Source organism: Paenibacillus azoreducens (assembly GCF_021654775.1).
Lineage (GTDB): Bacteria > Bacillota > Bacilli > Paenibacillales > Paenibacillaceae > Paenibacillus_AQ > Paenibacillus_AQ azoreducens.
On sequence record NZ_AP025343.1, the window covers coordinates 4,800,686 to 4,818,642 of the forward strand.

Annotated in this window: 14 protein-coding genes; 5 read left to right on the forward strand and 9 right to left on the reverse strand. The window is 49.7% G+C overall.

Annotation, left to right across the window (positions count from 1 at the left end; genetic code table 11):
• Positions 1-91: 91 nt before the first annotated feature.
• The 5 genes from L6442_RS21115 to L6442_RS21135 all read right to left on the reverse strand — a co-directional run bounded on the left by L6442_RS21115 (position 92) and on the right by L6442_RS21135 (position 5,497).
• Positions 92-973 (reverse strand): glycosyltransferase family 2 protein, encoded by an 882-nt coding sequence (locus L6442_RS21115; protein ID WP_212981328.1) that lies wholly within the window; start codon positions 971-973, stop codon positions 92-94.
• Between the two features lie 363 nt (positions 974-1,336).
• Positions 1,337-2,734: a Fe-S cluster assembly protein SufB gene (sufB, locus tag L6442_RS21120; protein WP_194230363.1), complete on the reverse strand. Its 1,398-nt coding sequence runs from the start codon at positions 2,732-2,734 to the stop codon at positions 1,337-1,339.
• A 109-nt stretch (positions 2,735-2,843) separates the two neighbouring features.
• Entirely contained in the window at positions 2,844-4,154 is a 1,311-nt protein-coding gene (gene sufD, locus L6442_RS21125) for a Fe-S cluster assembly protein SufD (RefSeq protein ID WP_212981329.1), read from the reverse strand.
• A gap of 17 nt (positions 4,155-4,171) precedes the next feature.
• Positions 4,172-4,951, reverse strand: a complete 780-nt coding sequence (gene sufC / locus L6442_RS21130) for a Fe-S cluster assembly ATPase SufC (RefSeq protein ID WP_212981330.1) — start codon at positions 4,949-4,951, stop codon at positions 4,172-4,174.
• Between the two features lie 84 nt (positions 4,952-5,035).
• Positions 5,036-5,497, reverse strand: coding sequence for a CBS domain-containing protein (locus tag L6442_RS21135; RefSeq protein WP_212981331.1), 462 nt, complete (start codon positions 5,495-5,497; stop codon positions 5,036-5,038).
• A gap of 344 nt (positions 5,498-5,841) precedes the next feature.
• Between L6442_RS21135 and ilvD the strand changes: the two genes are divergently transcribed.
• A complete protein-coding gene (gene ilvD, locus L6442_RS21140) occupies positions 5,842-7,536 on the forward strand; it encodes a dihydroxy-acid dehydratase (RefSeq protein WP_212981332.1) in 1,695 nt (564 codons plus the stop codon).
• Between the two features lie 199 nt (positions 7,537-7,735).
• On the opposite strand, the gene ltrA is transcribed toward ilvD, so the two are convergent.
• Positions 7,736-9,127 (reverse strand): group II intron reverse transcriptase/maturase, encoded by a 1,392-nt coding sequence (gene ltrA / locus L6442_RS21145; RefSeq protein WP_237100032.1) that lies wholly within the window; start codon positions 9,125-9,127, stop codon positions 7,736-7,738.
• 472 nt (positions 9,128-9,599) lie between these two features.
• Positions 9,600-11,141 (reverse strand): 2-isopropylmalate synthase, encoded by a 1,542-nt coding sequence (locus tag L6442_RS21150; RefSeq protein WP_212980154.1) that lies wholly within the window; start codon positions 11,139-11,141, stop codon positions 9,600-9,602.
• An 876-nt stretch (positions 11,142-12,017) separates the two neighbouring features.
• Between L6442_RS21150 and L6442_RS21155 the strand changes: the two genes are divergently transcribed.
• Positions 12,018-12,683 carry a GntR family transcriptional regulator gene (locus L6442_RS21155; RefSeq protein WP_212980155.1) on the forward strand — a complete coding sequence of 222 codons (666 nt, stop codon included), beginning with the start codon at positions 12,018-12,020 and terminating at the stop codon, positions 12,681-12,683.
• Positions 12,684-12,895: 212 nt separating this feature from the next.
• On the opposite strand, the gene L6442_RS21160 is transcribed toward L6442_RS21155, so the two are convergent.
• Positions 12,896-14,320, reverse strand: coding sequence for an aminotransferase-like domain-containing protein (locus L6442_RS21160; RefSeq protein ID WP_212980156.1), 1,425 nt, complete (start codon positions 14,318-14,320; stop codon positions 12,896-12,898).
• A 224-nt stretch (positions 14,321-14,544) separates the two neighbouring features.
• On the opposite strand from L6442_RS21160, the gene L6442_RS21165 reads away from it, so the two are divergent.
• The 3 genes from L6442_RS21165 to L6442_RS21175 all read left to right on the forward strand — a co-directional run bounded on the left by L6442_RS21165 (position 14,545) and on the right by L6442_RS21175 (position 17,203).
• Positions 14,545-15,474, forward strand: coding sequence for a DMT family transporter (locus tag L6442_RS21165; protein ID WP_212980157.1), 930 nt, complete (start codon positions 14,545-14,547; stop codon positions 15,472-15,474).
• 654 nt (positions 15,475-16,128) lie between these two features.
• A complete protein-coding gene (locus L6442_RS21170; protein WP_194230372.1) occupies positions 16,129-16,686 on the forward strand; it encodes a helix-turn-helix domain-containing protein in 558 nt (185 codons plus the stop codon).
• A 40-nt stretch (positions 16,687-16,726) separates the two neighbouring features.
• Positions 16,727-17,203: a YbaK/EbsC family protein gene (locus L6442_RS21175; RefSeq protein WP_212980158.1), complete on the forward strand. Its 477-nt coding sequence runs from the start codon at positions 16,727-16,729 to the stop codon at positions 17,201-17,203.
• 107 nt (positions 17,204-17,310) lie between these two features.
• Here the strand turns inward: L6442_RS21175 and L6442_RS21180 are convergent, their stop codons facing one another.
• Positions 17,311-17,757, reverse strand: coding sequence for a GNAT family N-acetyltransferase (locus L6442_RS21180; RefSeq protein ID WP_212980159.1), 447 nt, complete (start codon positions 17,755-17,757; stop codon positions 17,311-17,313).
• Between the last annotated feature and the right edge of the window lie 200 nt (positions 17,758-17,957).

Sequence of the window (17,957 nt, forward strand, 5' to 3'; positions counted from 1 at the left end):
TACGCTATAACTCCGTTATTTCTCAAAAAGGCATTCCCCGAGGATCATCAAAAAAAAGAACCCCTACAGGGATCCCTAACACCTCTGAACTTCAATAAGGAAGAACGGATATACATCTGGAGAAAACCATATTCAGCATCTCTTGATTATAAACTTGATGTATCCGATTTTGCTCCAGCACCCAATTCGCGAATCCAAGGGCTCTCGTATAACTATTATAATCCATATGATTGACTCTAAAATGTATTAAATCATGCATGATTTGATTTTCCTCAGCTGATAACTGCAAACCTAACCGCGAAAATTGTCTCTGATGAATCTTGTCGACAGAATAAGCTTGCATAACTTTGTGCTGATTGGATACTTGTCCGTCATGTAAGCGGTAATAATGCAAATTTATGGGGAGGTTAGTCATTTGAATTTGCGAAGCTAATCGGTCCCACAACTCATAGTCTTCGGCATGGGGATAATTCACATCATATCTAATTCCTAGCCGATTAATCATGCGATTTCGCATCATCACTGTTGGGTGACAGATACAGCAATGAAACAATAACCAGGCTTTGATTTCTTCATGATGGACCGGATTAATTTTAGCATTTCTTCCTATGGAGTAGGTAATAGCAGATCCGCATAAGTCAATTGATGGATTATCATCCATATAAGATACTTGTATGCTTAGCCTTTCGGGGACAGAATGATCATCACTGTCCATTCGAGCGATGTAATCTCCGGTTGCCATATCTAGGCCTTCATTAAGTGTGAATACCAATCCCTTGTTTTCTTGATGGAACACTTTTTTGACTCTAGGATCTGTAACTAGTGAAACGAGGTAAGCAGATCCGTCCGTTGAACCATCATCAATAATAATCAGTTCAAAATCTGTGTAAGTCTGATTTAGTATGCTCTGTATTGCTTCCTGAACATATGCGGCATTATTATAAACGGGCATAATAACTGAGACTCTCGGCACAAAATCCCCTCCTAATAAGAAATCAATTTCATAATGGGTTCATTCGAGTGCATTGAAGCTAGATATAGCACAATCCAAATCGTACGGGATCTATACCTAACCTGAATCAGCAACCAGGGGCAATTTGAAATTGATTAATAACTAATCTGATTTACCATATGAGAATAAGACTTGTAGAGATTGGACTTTTTAATGATTCTCCAAAAAAATAAAGCGCCAAGAAGGAAGCCTTGTTGGGGACAACCCGCCTGCGTACTAAGGGGTATTCTCTTCATATAAAACTAGATCGGGGTAGGCCAAAGCTAAAGGCGCTGCGCTTCAAAAAAAATCCGCAGAATTTAATCTGCGGATTCGCAAATGAGGTTACCCAATACTCCCCTCCATCTCGAATTTGATCAATCGGTTCATCTCAACCGCATATTCCATCGGCAGCTCTTTCGTGAACGGCTCGATAAAGCCCATCACGATCATCTGCGTCGCTTCCGCTTCGCTCAGCCCCCGGCTCATCAAATAGAACAGCTGATCCTCGGATACCTTTGACACGGTGGCTTCATGTTCAAGCGTTATGTTATCGTTTTTCACTTCGTTATACGGGATCGTGTCGCTTGTCGACTGGTTGTCCAAAATCAGCGTATCGCATTTGACGTTCGCTTTCGCTCCAACCGCGCCCCGCCCAAATGAGGCGATGCCCCGGTATGTGACTTTGCCGCCATGTTTGGAAATCGACTTCGACACGATCGTCGACGTGGTGTCGGGCGCCAGGTGCAGCATTTTCGCCCCGGCGTCCTGGAGCTGCCCTTTGCCTGCTACCGCAATTGACAGCACCATTCCCTTCGCACCGCGCCCTTTCAAGATAACCGCCGGATATTTCATCGTCAGCTTGGAGCCGATGTTCCCGTCCACCCATTCCATCGTCGCATTCTCTTCCGCTACCGCCCGTTTCGTAACCAGATTATAAATATTGGGCGCCCAGTTTTGAATTGTCGTGTACCGCACCCGGGCATCCTTTTTCACGATGATCTCCACCACCGCGCTGTGCAGGGAATGCGTGCTGTAAATCGGCGCCGTACAGCCTTCAACGTAATGCACAAAGCTTCCTTCGTCGGCGATGATCAGCGTCCGTTCGAATTGGCCCATATTCTCCGAGTTGATCCGGAAATACGCCTGCACCGGGATTTCGCATTTGACCCCTTTCGGCACGTAGATGAAGCTGCCTCCAGACCACACCGCGCTGTTCAGCGCCGCAAACTTATTGTCCGTCGGCGGCACGACAGTACTGAAATACTCCTTGAACAGATGCGGATATTCGCGCAGCGCCGAGTCGGTATCCAGGAAGATCACCCCCTGCCTCTCCAGGTCTTCGCGCATATGATGATAAACTACTTCCGATTCGTATTGAGCCGAAACCCCGGCCAGATACTTCTGTTCCGCTTCCGGAATGCCCAGCTTGTCGAATGTCGCCTTGATCTCTGCGGGCACTTCTTCCCATGTCCTGCCTTGTTTCTCTGCGGGTTTAACATAGTACTGGATATCGTTAAAATCCAGGCCGGACAAGTCCCCGCCCCAGCGCGGCAGGGCCATCTTGTTAAATTGCTCCAGCGACTTCAAGCGGAACTCCAGCATCCATTCCGGCTCGCCTTTCATTTGCGAAATCGTGCGCACGATTTCCGGCGTCAAACCTTTCCCCGATTGGAATACCGCCTGATGTTCGTCGCGGAAACCGTATTTATATTCTTCCAGTTCAGGCATTTGCTTCGCCATGATCATCTGCCTCCTTGTTTATATATTCCGATTCATTTTTCGAAAAGTGTTCCCTTCGGCATGTCATCCATTTCACTATCTACAAACCGCCGGCTGCAATTTCTATGCGTTATCCCAGCTTCCGTTCCAAAATTTGCTGCAGCCGCTTGCGCACTGCTTCGACCGGTATTTCGGAAACGACAGGGTCCAGGAAACCGTAGATGATCAGCCTTTCCGCAGCCGACCGCGCGATGCCGCGCGACATCAGGTAATATACCTGCTCTGCGTTTACTTGTCCCACGCTTGCCGCATGGCCTGCCATAACATCGTCTTCGTCGATCAGCAGAATCGGGTTCGCATCCCCGCGCGCCTTCGGGCTCAGCATCAGCACGCGCTCCGTCTGCTGGCCGTTCGCTTTCGCCGAACCCTTTTCGATTTTCGTGATCCCGTTAATGATCACGGTCGCTTCGTCAGTTATGACCGCCCGGGTGACCATATCGCTTTCCGAGCTGCGGCCGATATGAACCGCTCCCGTCGTCAGGCTCATTCGCTGCGACCCCGTACCGACAGTAATTACTTTCGCGTCTGATGTCGAGCCTGTTCCTTTCAGGATCGTCTTCGTATCCGACAAGGTGTTGCCCTCATGCAGATCGCCGATAAGCCATTCGATCCGTGCGTCGTCCGCAAGCACGGCGCGGCGGAACGAAATATCAATCGCGGTATCGTCCATATGATGCACGGCAGCATATTGAACCCGCGCCCCCCTTTTAGCGAAGACTTCAACGGCTCCGTTATGGAACAGGGTGGTCTCCGTTTCACCCAACGAGGCAGCTGCATTCTCCATGAAGCAGACGCGGCTGCCCTCATCAGCGATCACCAGCAGATGCGGCACAAACGCTGCTTCCGCGTCGTCGGCATAAAGCACGGCCTGCACGGGCTCCGCAATTTCCACTCCCCGCGGCACGTACAGGAACACGCTCCCGTTCCACATGGCTGCATGCATCGCCGACAACTTATGCTCGTCCCGGGCGTAAGCCGTCATGAGATGCGTCCGTACCAGCTCTTCATGCGTACGGGCCGCTTCCTCAAGGCTCGACAGCACGACGCCCTGGGCCTTCAACTCCTCCGGCAAACGGCTGTATACAACAGAGGAATTATGCTGTACGATAACTGCTCCGCCTACCTGCTCATCCAGCAAGGCGAGGACCTCTGACGGCAGCTCCGAAAGTAGGGAAACGGTCTGTCCGGGACGATATTCTCCTTGGGCATCCAGCATCCAACGATCGATTGGAGTTTTCTCCGGTTTCGGAAGTTCCAGGGCCGCTGCCCATTCGCCCGCTTCCTCCCGCCAAGCGACAAGCCAGGACGGCTCTTGTTTGCTGCGGGCGATGGCAGCGGCGGCTTTACGGTCAAAAAAAGCGGTTGATTTGCTCATGCTCATGTTGGCACACCCCCTTCTCAGGCCCGGCCCGTCGTCTCATCGACGATGCCCAGCTCTTCCTTGATCCAGTCGTAACCTTCCGCCTCCAGCCGTTCCGCCAGCTCCGGTCCTCCGGATTTCACGATCCGACCCTGCATCATGACATGAACGAAATCCGGACGGATATAATTCAACAAACGCTGGTAATGGGTAATAATAAGGAAACTGCGCTTTGCATCGCGCATGGCGTTGACCCCTGCTGCGACGATTTTGAGCGCATCGATGTCGAGTCCGGAGTCGATCTCGTCCAAAATAGACAGCTGCGGCTCAATCATCAACATCTGCAAAATTTCGTTTCGTTTCTTTTCGCCGCCGGAAAAACCTTCGTTCAAATAGCGGTGCATAAACTCGGGATCCATCTCGAGCTCCTTCATTTTGCCTTCCATCAGGCGAATGAATTTGATCAAGGAGATTTCATCGCCTTCCGGCCGCCGTGCGTTGATCGCGCTGCGCAGGAAATCGGCGTTGGTAACGCCCGTAATTTCGCTTGGATATTGCATCGCCAGAAACAAACCGGCACGCGCCCGTTCATCGACGCCCATTTCCAGCACGTCTTCCCCTTCAAGATAAACCTCGCCTTCGGTCACTTCATATTTCGGGTGCCCCATGATAGAGGAAGCCAGCGTGCTTTTGCCAGTGCCGTTCGGGCCCATGATGGCATGTACTTCTCCCTTTTGGATGGAAAGATCGAATCCTTTTAATATTTCCTTGCCTTCAATTACTGAGTTCAGCCCCCGAATTTCAAACAAGTTAGCCATATTGTTACTCCTCCTGTTCTTTGCTACGAATATAAATTTGATGATTAAAGAAATGCATCCGATGCGATTGCCCATGATTCGGCTTTATTCCACTGGATATAGCTGCTTGCGAAATAGGCCGCGGATCAACTCATGAGAGCTGATCATTCCTTTGAGTACGCCGTTCCCCTCCACGAGGACGCATCCGGCATGTTTCTTGCACAGGAGCGAAGCTACCTCGCCTGCTTCCTCTTCCATGGGTACGATCACCGTTTTCCGGTTGGCGATTTCAATGGGGCTGTGCTGCAGAAGCCTGTTGATTTTGGATTCCAGCGGTTCCTGATCGAGCCACACGCCGGAAGCGTAAAAAATATTATAAAAAACATGATGCCTTCCCAGCCAATGCAAAATGTCCTTCACGCTGATGCTTCCGAGAATTTCATTTCCCTCGTTAACGACAGGCAGCGTGTTCACACGATGGTGGACCATTTTGTCAATCACGTCCAAAAAGGAGTCATCCTCTTTGACTTTAACGGCATGCTGCATCATAACGTCTAATGCCCGCATCCTTCTCTTCCCCTCTTTCCATGAATTGATTTTCATTTCGTCTCTCGGATCGTCATACAAAGGGTCTCCCCGTTTTGTTTCCGGATTCTTTTTCTCCTTTACTCTATAATATAACGATAATGATTATCATTATCAATTATAAAGAAATAAAAAAACCTCCTTCCAGGTTTATATGGATCGCCTTAACGGCAATCGATGTCTGCAATCTAACGCTTGCGGACAATATATATATGCGATATATTACATACTAGTGGAGCGACTATGACGTGTCAACTGTTTCTTGCAAAACATTTTCAAACTGCGGGAACGTACCCACTTTTATTGAACGGAGAGGAGAAATTTTGATGTCAGATCCAAAAGACTTGCGAATCCGCAGCAAAATCATCAGCGAAGGCGTAAACCGCGTACCCAATCGGGCGATGCTCAGAGCCGTCGGCTTCAAGGATGAAGATTTTTTAAAACCGATGATCGGCGTGGCCAGTACATGGAGTGAAGTCACCCCCTGCAATATGCATATTGACAAATTGGGCATGAAGGTCAAGGAAGGCGCGCAGCTTGACGGAGGAGCGCCGCTTATTTTTAATACCATTACTGTGTCCGACGGGATCGCCATGGGCCATGAAGGCATGCGTTTCTCGCTGCCAAGCCGGGAAATCATTGCCGACTCGATCGAAACGGTAGCCAATGCCGAACGCTTCGACGGCTTGGTCGCGATTGGCGGCTGCGATAAAAATACGCCCGCCTGCCTCATGGCGATCGGGAGATTGAACATTCCGGCGGTTTATGTCTATGGAGGCACGATTCAACCGGGGAAATGGAACGGAAAGGATTTGAATATCGTTTCGGCCTTCGAAGCGGTGGGTCAATATCATGAGGGGATCATAGACGAGCATGAGCTTCATCAAGTCGAATGCCACGCCTGTCCGGGAGCCGGAGCCTGCGGCGGCATGTATACGGCCAATACCATGGCTGCCGCAGCGGAAGCCCTCGGGATGACGCTGCCGGGTTCTTCCTCGATCCCTGCCGTCTCCGCGGAAAAAGCCTCGGAATGCATCCAGGCCGGTAAAACGGTTCTCGGGCTTTTAAGAAAAGGCTTGTATCCAAGCGATATCATGACCTTAAAAGCGTTCGAAAACGCAATTACCGTTGTGATGGCTCTCGGCGGTTCTACGAATGCCCTGCTCCATTTAATCGCTATCGCCCATTCGGTCCGGGTTAAACTAACGCTGGACGATTTCGAAAGAATCCGGGTTCGCGTCCCCCATATCGCCAATTTGAAACCAAGCGGCAAATACGTGATGCAGGATTTGAATGACGTGGGCGGCGTTCCCGGAGTCATGAAACTGTTGCTGGAACACGGACTTCTTCATGGGGATTGCATGACGGTGACAGGCCAAACCCTGTCCGAAAATTTGCGGAACTGCCCGCCCCTGCATCCCGGTCAGGATGTGATCCTGCCACTGGAAGCCCCCTTGAAATCAAGCGGCCCGCTTGTCGTATTGAAAGGGAATCTCGCTCCGGATGGCTCCGTAGCCAAAATGTCCGGCCTTAGCGTTCATTGTTTTTCCGGTCCGGCACGGGTTTACGACAGCGAAGAAGAAGCAACGCAGGCCATCATGGATAATCAGATCCGCAAAGGGGATGTCGTCGTGATCCGTTATGTCGGACCGAAAGGAGGACCGGGAATGCCGGAAATGCTGTCCGTGACGTCGATGATTACAGGCAAAGGTCTCGGAGGGAAAGTTGCGCTTGTAACGGACGGGAGGTTTTCCGGCGGCTCGCACGGCTTCGTTATCGGGCATGTGGCGCCAGAAGCCCAGGATGGCGGCCCGATCGCCCTGCTGCGGGAAGGGGATATGATTACGATTGACAGTGACGCGCAGTCGATTACCTTTCATGTGGCGCCGGATGAGATCGAGGCCAGAAGCAAAGCTTGGAAGCGGCCAGAACTTAAAGCCATGACAGGCACGCTTGCCAAATATGCCCGCCTAGTTTCCTCCGCTTCGACCGGCGCCGTCACCGACGGCACGAATTTTTGAAAAATATCGCCCATAGGAAGGGCATGTACGGATCCAGTTACATCCGCTCTAAGCATGCAATATCTGGACGTGCCAGTATGCCCGACATCCGGAGCTTAAGTTGAAGCTCCGGATTTTCAAATCGAGTAGGAGGGGGTGACGAACCCCCGTCCTCTCACACCACCGTACATGCGGGTCCGCATACGGCGGTTCCAAAAGGTTAACAAAGTTCCAAATAACGAGAAAGCAGACTTTTCAGCCCTTTCGCTTCCCAATAGGATGTCGGAAGGGCGTTATTCATGTTTCGGGACATTTCCCAAGCTCCTCTGCGGGAGTTGGCCATGATGAAAGTGGCCCAGTCTGGCACGCCCAAGGCCCGGAGTTCTCGGATACGCGTACGTACTCGCTTCCATTGTTTCCATAGGCACATGCGCAATCTTCTTCGGATCCATTTGTCCAATCTCTCGTAGTGTTTCTGGGCTGAGGCCAGACGAAAGTAGCCCAGCCAGCCCATCAGATAGCGATTGAGACGAGCAATCCTCTCTTCCATCGCTATCGGGCGGGTGCGGCTTGTGAGCTCCCGGATCTTCTCCTTCAATCGGTGTATCGTCTTGGGGGCTAGTCGAATCGTAGCCTTCTTGTTCGACAGAAAACTAAAGCCAAGAAACTTACGGTTCCATGGCCGGTCCACCGCGCTCTTCTCCCGATTCACTTTCAGTTTTAGCTTTCCTTCTACATAGCGTGTCACCGACTCCATCACACGCTCTCCTGCTCGTTTACTCGCGACGAAGATATTACAGTCGTCCGCGTAGCGGACAAACCGCAATCCTCTCCGGTGAAGCTCTCGATCCAGATCGTCCAGCAGGATGTTGGCCAAGAGTGGACTGAGCGGACCACCTTGCGGCGTTCCTTCCTCGGTCTTTTGGCAAACTCCGTTTTCCATCGCTCCGGCACTCAGGTAAGCTCGGATCAGCTTCAACACTCGCTTGTCCTTCACCTTCCGTGCCACCTTGGCCATGAGCATATCATGATTCACCTGGTCAAAGAACTTCTCCAGGTCCAGATCTACGACCCATCTTCGGCCGCTTTGGATATAGTGCTGCGCTTGCTTCACTGCGTCATGAGCCCGCTTTCCGGGTCTAAAGCCGTAGCTGTACCACGAAAAGTGAGCATCAAACATCGGATTCATCACTTGTAGAAGCGCTTGCTGGAGGAAGCGGTCCATTACGGTCGGGATACCGAGCAGCCGTACGCCGCCTCCGGGTTTGGGGATTTCCACCCGTTTGACTGGCGCCGGCCGGTAGGTTCCCGCCAGAAGTTCGGCTTTCACCGTTTCCCAGTGAGTTTTCAGGTAAGCTTGTAGCTCGGCTACCGTTACACCGTCCACACCAGGACCTCCTCCGTTTTGGACCACCCGCTTGTAAGCGAGCCGAAGGTTATCTCCTTCGAGCATGTTCTCCAGCAGGTCGTTTTGGTCTTCGCGAGAGGAAGGGGCGACTTGTGCCGGTGAAGAGCTCGGCGCTCCAACATACCCTTGCGGCTTCACCGCTTCTCTCTGCTGGAAGCTCCCTTGCGGGATATTCGGCTGTCTTCGCTTTTCACTCGAACGCATCGGTTTCCTCTCTCCTTTCGGTTCGGCCCTTCCGTTTTCCGGTGTCCCGTACTCGCGTACTATGGCCTCTCCTGACTCCTGCGGGTTCAGCACAGCCGGAAGGCTGTGGTTACGAAGTGACTTCGCATTTTTTTTTCTCCCGCAGGTCTCCCCAGATAAGAACGTCATCTTTCCGCCCGCGACCACTGGAGTTTACAGGAATAGCCTTTGGCGGCTTGGGATTTCGTTGTGTGAAGGCAACTCATCCGGCTATCCCTGCCTCGAATCCAGTTCGTGTACCTTGGCCCGTGCTTTTGCCTCCGGCTTCCTTCAGATTCTGCCTCGCGACAGACACCCTTGCCCTTGGCTAACGGTAGGCGCTCGCCAGCCCCCGTTCAGGACTTTCACCCTAGAGATGACGCCCATGCTGGGCGTACCTCAAAAAGAAGCTATCACCCGGCAAATCAGGTGATAGCTTCTTTTGCGGTTACGATTAAGATATCGAAATATTGCCTCTGAGACGGCGGTTTTTTTGACTGATTAACCGGTTCAAAGCGTCCACATAAGCCTTCGCGCTCGCTTCCAAAATATCCGTGCTCATCCCGCGGCCTTGTACGGTTTCCTCATGCTGTTTCAGAACGACATGCACCTCGCCTTGAGCATCCTTTCCATGGGTTACCGATTTGATCATATAATCCTCTAGTTCAACCTGCTCCCCGGTTGCTTGATCGATGGCATTGTATATCGCGTCAACCGAACCGTTGCCCTCGGCGGATTGCTCCAGCACATTCCCGTCCCCTTTGACCATTCGTACAAGAGCAGTAGGAGCCGAATGATTGTCATAATTCACCCGGACAAACTCAAGTTTGTAGATCCCTGATGACGGTGAAATCTTATTAGTCATCAAGGCATGGATATCTTCATCCAGCACATTCTTTTTCTTGTCGGCCAAGGCTTTGAACTTGGCAAAGGCCTCGCCCAGTTCTTCTTCGCTCAAAAGATACCCCATATCGATCAATCTTTCTTTGAAAGCATGCCGCCCGGAATGCTTGCCGAGCACCAGCTTGCTTTCTTTTAAACCGATCGTTTCCGGCGTAATGATCTCATATGTGGTCCGTTCCTTCAGCATCCCGTCCTGATGAATACCCGATTCATGCACAAAAGCGTTGGCGCCGACGATCGCTTTGTTGCCGGGCACGGCCATCCCCGTGTATTTGCTCACCATGCGGCTGGTGCGGTAAATTTCGTTTAATACCAGGCCGGTTTTGGCGTTCATATAATCGCCTCTTGTTTCCAGCGCAAGGGCCACCTCTTCGGTCGAGGTATTGCCTGCGCGTTCGCCGATGCCATTGATCGTGCCTTCGATTTGATCGGCACCGTTGTACACAGCAGCAAGCGTATTGGCTGTCGCCATTCCCAAATCATCATGACAGTGGGTGCTGAGCTGGATTTTTTCAATGCCCGGCACCGTCTCTTTCACCGTCTTGAATATATTCCCGTACTGCTCAGGCATGGCAAACCCGACCGTATCCGGCAAATTGACGACCGAAGCCCCGGCTTTGATAGCCATATCAACGACTTCGCAAATAAAATCGAGTTCCGTCCGGCTCGAATCCTCCGCCGAAAACTCCACCCTGTCAAAATATTTTCTGCCATACCGGATCGCGGCGGCAGCCGTCTCAAGCACCTTGGCTTTATCCATGTGGAGCTTGTATTTGCGGTGGATCGGCGAAATCGCCAAAAACAAATGGAGACAAGGGTCCTGCGCACTCTTCAGCGCTTCTCTGATCGCATCGATGTCCCGTTCGTGGCAGCGCCCAAAAGCCGTGACGGTTGCGTTTTTAATGGCTGCCGCCACCTGCTGCACGCTTTCGACTTCGCCAAGCGATGTTGCCGGAAATCCGGCTTCGATCCGGTCGATGCCAAGCTTTTCGAGCTGCAGAGCGATTTCCACCTTCTCCTGTGCGGTCAGGCTGACGCCTGGCGCTTGCTCGCCGTCTCTTAATGTCGTATCCAAAACGTAGATTTTTCTCATGTTTATCCCGCCTCTCTTGTTTTTGGTTAAGTTTGCTTCATTGACCCAAGGCATCCCGCATCGGATATGCGTTCCGGCTGGCACTATTCTTGACTCCGCTTCTGTTATCCCCCTGTTTGATTCCCCCCTTTGGTTTCACTTAATTTACCGCCGCGTTTCACTTTGACCCCCGGCTTGCAGGACAAAGCTATTAAGCGGAGGGTTCAGGAGATCAGCCCGGAAGTGATCGTGAATTTTCCCCTCATCCCCTCAACCTTCTGCTCAATAACACGAAAAAACTCCTTCCATCCCCTACGCGTTCATGCGTATCTTAGGGACGAAAGGAGCCTGGAAGCTCTTTACGTGGTACCACCCATTTTCACTGCATTACAACCTGTGCAGCCTCAAGACCAGCTCACGGCCGGACGCCGCACGATAACGTGTGCCAATCCGATCTCCCCTACCAACAAACACCGATTCAGGGAAATAGCTCAGAGGCGAGTCGGCTGTCGGGATTACGACGGTGCTTCCAGCTGCTGCACCGCTCTCTGGACATAAGAGCCCCTGCCTGCTCCTCTTCATAGCTTGTGTTTATGTTCATTCATTACCACATTAAAGCACTGAGGAATGCAATATATTGCATATTATATTATGGTGAATGGAGTAGCGCAACCATTATTTTGGAATTCGAAAGTCATGAGCTGGATTGAATGCCTAAGAAAGGAAGAGTGTGATGCGTAAGTTGTTGCTGATGAAAAAAAATATGGATATAACTGTAAAGTGACACTGTGACTGATATTAAGTTTATTTGCATTGCGTACAAAAAATGCGATATATTATATACTGATAAACTGGCAGCATTTTTACGATATATTGCCTGCAAAGAGGTGAATTCATATGCCGATTCCAACCGATTACTCCACTCCCGTCCGACTATCTGCCAAAGACAGGGCCCTGTCCCAAATTCAAAGGTGGATTATCGAAGGAACGCTGCAGCCTGAGGAAAAATTAAACGATGCGGAATTAGCATCAGCTTTGGGCGTCAGCCGGACTCCCGTAAGAGAAGCGCTGCAGATTTTAGAGATGAAAGGGCTTGTCCAGATGTCTCCCGGCAAAGATACGAGGGTCACGAAAATCGAAGAAGCGGATATTGTGAAGCTATATGCTCCTCTTGCCGCTCTGCATGCGTTGGCCGCGGAAACTGCCGCTCCGCTCATTCAGCCCGAGCATATCCGGAAGCTGCATGAACTAAACGACAAGTTCGCCAAGTTTATGGACGAAGAGGATTTATATCAGGCGATTGAATATGACGAAAAGTTTCATAATTTAATCGTGGATATTTCGGATAATCCCCACATTGCTTCCTTCAGTTCTTCCTTACAGATGCATATCCGCAGATACAAATATATCTTTCTGAAGAAGCCTTTAGGGGAGTCGCAAACCGCGGCCCAGGAGCACCGGGAAATTATTCATGCTCTCGAAGCGCATGATGCTGAAGGAGCCGCACGCTGTATGAAAAGAAATTTCCTTGGACCGTTGGAAGAAGTCAAACGCCTGCTTTGAGAGTAACGTCTATTGACGTGCTTTATGACAACAGATTGCTTTTAGACGATAGTTTGTCTGAGATCAGGTTGCATATCCATGAAGTTTATACTTTCAGGTACCGAAAAAAATAAACGGCTGAGCAATTGCATTGCTTCGCCGTTTATTTTTTATAACTTGTTTTTTTTACCTGCAGCCGATCAAAAGACATTAACCGCATCGAAGATATGACGTTACTCTCCAAATAACTCCCGAAAGAGACTTACGAATCTCCGCAGTCCCTCCCGCAGCTGTTGTTCGTTCAAATATGAATAGCTCATCCGAATCCACGAATTCAACTCCCGGAGCGGGTCGCAAATTGTGCCTGGCACAAAAGTGATGGATTGCTCCATGCTTTTGCCCAAAAGCTCATCCATCAGGACCGATTCCGGCAGCTTGATCCATAAATTAAATCCGCCGGCCGGGCTTCTCCACTGCCAGCCTGTGCCGGACAATTCCTCTTCCATAATGTCCTTGCGGATCGCCAGCGCCGTCCGCAGCTTCTCCATATGCTGCTGCATGCGTTCCGAAAAGAAGTAATGCAAAAAGATCTTTTGGTTGAGCAGCGGCGTCCCGTTATCGGATAAGGATTTTGCCTTGATCAAATAGTTCATGATGCCCTGCCGGCATGCCACCATGGCTATGCTTAAGCCCGGGGAAATATATTTGCTGAAGCTGCGGATATATATGACGTATCCGGATGTATCGTAGGCAAAAAAAGGCGAAGGCGGCGCTTTTCCGAAATAAATATCCGGACAGGGATCGTCTTCCACCAACAAACAATGATATTCAGCCGCCAGATCGACCAGCCGCTTCCTTTGTTCCGCAGGAACGGTGTATCCCGTTGGATTATGGAAGGTAGGATTCATATAAAAAAGACGGGGTTTGTGATTTTGCATCATCTCTTCTATCTGTTCCAGGCAATAACCGTCCGGGGTGATCTCGATCGGAATAATGCTCGCCCCCTGTCTCCTGAACACGTCAATCGCCGGACTATAAGTAGGCCGTTCCAACAATACAACGTCCCGCGGTTTGACCAAAACTCTTGCGATGAGATCGATGGCTTCCTGCGAACCGGAGGTAATCAGAATTTCATCTTTGGTCAAATCAAAGCGATACCGATCCGTAAAATATCGGCTTAAAGCTTCCCGAAGCTCCGCATCTCCCTGCGTGGTGGAGTAGGTTCCCAGCACCTTCGGATAGAGATCAAACACCTTTTTTACATATTCGGAAAAATACCGGTTGGGCAAAAGATTAGGATCTAAAAGCGCTTTGGAAAACTGATAAACGGCCTCCACCTGATGGATTTCGGAAAGATGGCTTTCATGAACGTAAGCGGAGACGATTGGGTCCTGCTGCACGGCAGGCGGCAGCACACTCCCCGGCTGCACGTAATATCCGGATTTATCCTTCACGTACACTTTGTTATTTTCTTTTAACAGTTGATAAGCTTTGAAGACGGTTAGTCGGTGCACTTCGAATTCCGCTGCCAAAACGCGAACGGAAGGGAGCTTATCGTGAGCTTTCCATTCCCCGCGCCTGATCCGCTCCAAAAGATAGTCGTAAACCTGTTCAAAAAGTTTATCCGAATAAGCATTCGGGAAAAGTTCTTTTTTCATGGCTCCCCTCCCTTTCTCCACATTATATATCATTCGCCGGAAATCTGTTCTGTCATTCTTAATCTGTTCTATTTCTATCCCTATAAAATAAGAAAAGCGTCAATCATCGAACTTTCATGGAAGACAGACCGCTCTTAGCAGATGTTTTCTCGCGATGATAGAAATGTTCAGCTTCGCTGAAAACTTTTAATTCTATCATCTTAATCATACAAGGAGGAGTAGACATGATATTTGTGAATTATTTACTGATGTGCCTGGTGTTCGGGACGACCTTTTTGGCTATTAAAGTGGGGATCGACGCGGGAACGCCGCCTTTATTCTCGGCCGGCATCCGCTTTCTGGCTGCAGGGGGCATTTTATTGTTATGGATGGTTGCCAAAAGAAAAGCAAAATTCTCCCTATTGCTTCGCAAGGAGATGTTTTTGACGGGAATAGGACTAACTTTCGGCGTGTTTGCGCCGCTTTATTGGGCCGAGCAGTATTTGAGCTCCGGGATTGCGGCTATTTTATCGGCGACGGCGCCTCTCATGATTCTGCTGCTTCAAACCGCGATTGCCCGGCAGCGGCTGTCGCTCAGTTCTTTGGCAGGTTGTCTTATAGGTTCTGCCGGCGTCGTTTTGCTGCTTTTGCCCGGCCTTACCGTCAGCTTCAGCAAGTTATGGATGCTTGGGTGCATCGCGGTTTTATTGGGCCAAGTTTTTTATTCCGCCGGTACCGTATATTCGCGCCGTGTCGTGCAGCGGTTTCAAGATACATCTCCCATCGCCTTGAATGCGGCCCAAATGATGTATGGTGGCGTACTGCTGCTCGCTTTATCCCTATTTACGGAAAATACTCGCTTAGAGAATCTGCTGGCGCCAAACGCGGCTATGTCGCTTTTATATTTAATCATTGTCGGTTCCATGACGGGACATACCATTTTCTACTGGCTGATCGCCAAAACCAACCCGGTGTTTCCATCCACCTGGCTTTATATCTCGCCGCTTATTGCCCTTTGTCTTGGCGCTGTTTTGTACGGGGAGCAAGTTTCGGTTGTATCGGTATTCGGCGGAATCACGATTATCATCGGAATTATCGTCATCAACCTGGATAATTTGAAAGCACTAGTGTTCAAAAACAAATCTGAGGTAAAGAAAGCCGGTGAGGCGGTATGAGCGGTCGATATATACAATATGAGCAGACAGTAACGGTATGGCTGGTATGTGCGGTCGGTATAACAGTATGAGCAGGCCGTTACACTATGGCTGGTATGAGCTGGCCGGTATAGCCGTTATAGCGGGTATAAGCGTTGGTATAGCGTTATGAGCCGCCGGTAAGGCGGAGCATTCAACCATGTTGGTGATCCAACGAAACTGCGAAGGCTGCTCGATTCTAACGAAACTACGAATCGCTATTTGAGAAAAATTAGGCTGTTAAAAATTTTAACGAAACTACGAATCGTTATTTGGCTAAAAAAGAAGGTGTTGAAGCCATTTTTCGCCTGAATAACGATCCTGTGTTTCGTTAGATTTTTTTTGGCCCCGTTTTTGTGGCTATAACGCTTCTCAGTTTCGTTAGCCGATTGAGCGACTGCAGTCGAGTGTTTCGACCACGTCTCTCAGTTTTGTTAACTGATTCAGCAACCCCAGAAGGTACAGTTAGTTACTAGCATCCGAGTCATTGGCTCTTCCGTTCGGGTTATACATCAAACTAGAACCCCGGTATGAGTTATCGAGTCATCTCCTCTAAATCAAATTGACTTGAATGTATTTTATAATATAATAAATGTATAATATAACATACAGACATAAAGGAGATGAACCTTTTCGATGGACTCCATCCATATCCGGATCGGAAATAATTTGGGACGGATTCGAAAGCAAAGAAACCTCAGTCTGGATAAAATGGCGGAGCTGACGGGCGTCAGCAAAGGCATGCTTCATCAAATCGAGCGGGGGAATACGCAGCCTACGGTCACGACGTTATGGAAAATTGCCACCGGACTGCAAATTTCTTTTTCTTCGCTGCTGAAGGATGACCAGGCATCCGTCTCCATCTCAGTACGCAAAGACATCCCTGATGTCACGGAAGACGACGGCAGATGCAGCGTGTACATGCTCTTTCCGTTTGATCCGCACACCCGCATGGAGCTGTTTACCATCGTGCTGAATCCGGGAGGCAATTATATATCATCCCCGCATAATGACGGCGTCCAGGAGTATATTACCGTCACTTCGGGTATTTTCAAGCTTCAGGTTGGCGATGAGGTATACAACTTGCAGGAGGGAAGCGCCGTCCGTTTTGCCGGCAATGTGCAGCACCGTTACATGAATCCGTCGGATGAGGACACAACCATCCAGGTCATTATGTATTATGCAGAAACCTGATTTTTTTCGCCGTGAATGAAACCAAGGAGGGAATCATGCTGTGAATCCGTTAAAAGAAAGCGCACAACGCATACAAGATAAACTGTCGGAATTGGGTTATACCCATCAAGTGGTGGAATTGCCTGAAAGCACACGCACGGCCCAGGAGGCCGCGGCTGCAATCGGCTGCGAAGTTGCGCAAATCGCCAAATCGATTATTTTCCGCCTCCAGCCTTCGGATAAGGCACTGCTCGTCGTTACCAGCGGCGTCAACCGCGTCAATGAAAAACATCTCGCCAACACACTGCATGAAAAGCTCGGCAAGGCCGATGCGGACTTCGTGCGCGAACGTACGGGATTTGTTATTGGCGGAGTTGCGCCGATAGGCCATCTTGACCCGATCAGGACCTTGATCGACGAAGACCTTTTGCAATTCGACACGATCTGGGCCGCAGCAGGGCATCCAAAAGCCGTATTTGAATTAACGCCGGATGAACTCGTCAATATGACCGGCGGACAAGTCTTATCCGTCAAATAGTTTTCCAAATCTAAAAAACCCCGGAGGATTCACCTTTCGAACCATCCGGGGTTTGCCGCTATATGTCCTTTTTATGTGCAGGTAAAAACCGATCGCAAGATCGAAAATTACGGGATTTCAAGTAGACGTATGATTTCTCCATCCACGAGTTCATCGCTGACTTTTTTGAATCCTAATGATTCATACAGTTCACCGGCAACTTCGTTGTTCGGCCTATGTCCAATCATGATTTTTTTACACTGCATCATACGCATTTCTTCAATCATTTTTTTCAAGCCAGCCTTTCCGAAACCTTTGCCTTGGTGCTTTTCGTCAATCATTAAGGCAGGAATCCAGAAGTTGCCGTTCTCATCCGGTTTCGTACAAAAAACGATAAATCCGACCAAATCGTCATTCCAATACACGCCGCGCAATTCCAACTCTTCCACATACTTCGATTCGGCGATCCAGAACACAACGGGAAACGGGAACACGTTCAGTTGTTCTTGTTTAACTTTGAGCTGAGCGCAATCATACCAGTTCTCATCAGACACCGGCTTTAGTGAAATTTCCATCGATCATTCCTCCTGAATTTGGATTCACGGAGGAAATATGCCGTTCCTCCGTGCCTAAAACATAACCTTCCTTACTGCAACCACCATTGTCTGAATATTTTCCATACCACATCACTCCCTTCAAATAATAAAGACGAACCGAAACGGATCGTTTAATGTCTATTTCAGTTCTGTGAGAATTTTGCAAAATCCTGATGTAA

Excerpts from the sequence above, each read along its gene's own strand:
- sufB (WP_194230363.1), bottom strand. The coding sequence starts at position 2,734 with ATGGCGAAGCAAATGCCTGAACTGGAAGAATATAAATACGGTTTCCGC.
- sufD (WP_212981329.1), bottom strand. The coding sequence starts at position 4,154 with ATGAGCATGAGCAAATCAACCGCTTTTTTTGACCGTAAAGCCGCCGCT.
- sufC (WP_212981330.1), bottom strand. The coding sequence starts at position 4,951 with ATGGCTAACTTGTTTGAAATTCGGGGGCTGAACTCAGTAATTGAAGGC.
- L6442_RS21135 (WP_212981331.1), bottom strand. The coding sequence starts at position 5,497 with ATGCGGGCATTAGACGTTATGATGCAGCATGCCGTTAAAGTCAAAGAG.
- ilvD (WP_212981332.1), top strand. The coding sequence starts at position 5,842 with ATGTCAGATCCAAAAGACTTGCGAATCCGCAGCAAAATCATCAGCGAA.
- ltrA (WP_237100032.1), bottom strand. The coding sequence starts at position 9,127 with ATGCGTTCGAGTGAAAAGCGAAGACAGCCGAATATCCCGCAAGGGAGC.
- L6442_RS21150 (WP_212980154.1), bottom strand. The coding sequence starts at position 11,141 with ATGAGAAAAATCTACGTTTTGGATACGACATTAAGAGACGGCGAGCAA.
- L6442_RS21155 (WP_212980155.1), top strand. The coding sequence starts at position 12,018 with ATGCCGATTCCAACCGATTACTCCACTCCCGTCCGACTATCTGCCAAA.
- L6442_RS21160 (WP_212980156.1), bottom strand. The coding sequence starts at position 14,320 with ATGAAAAAAGAACTTTTCCCGAATGCTTATTCGGATAAACTTTTTGAA.
- L6442_RS21165 (WP_212980157.1), top strand. The coding sequence starts at position 14,545 with ATGATATTTGTGAATTATTTACTGATGTGCCTGGTGTTCGGGACGACC.
- L6442_RS21170 (WP_194230372.1), top strand. The coding sequence starts at position 16,129 with ATGGACTCCATCCATATCCGGATCGGAAATAATTTGGGACGGATTCGA.
- L6442_RS21180 (WP_212980159.1), bottom strand. The coding sequence starts at position 17,757 with ATGGAAATTTCACTAAAGCCGGTGTCTGATGAGAACTGGTATGATTGC.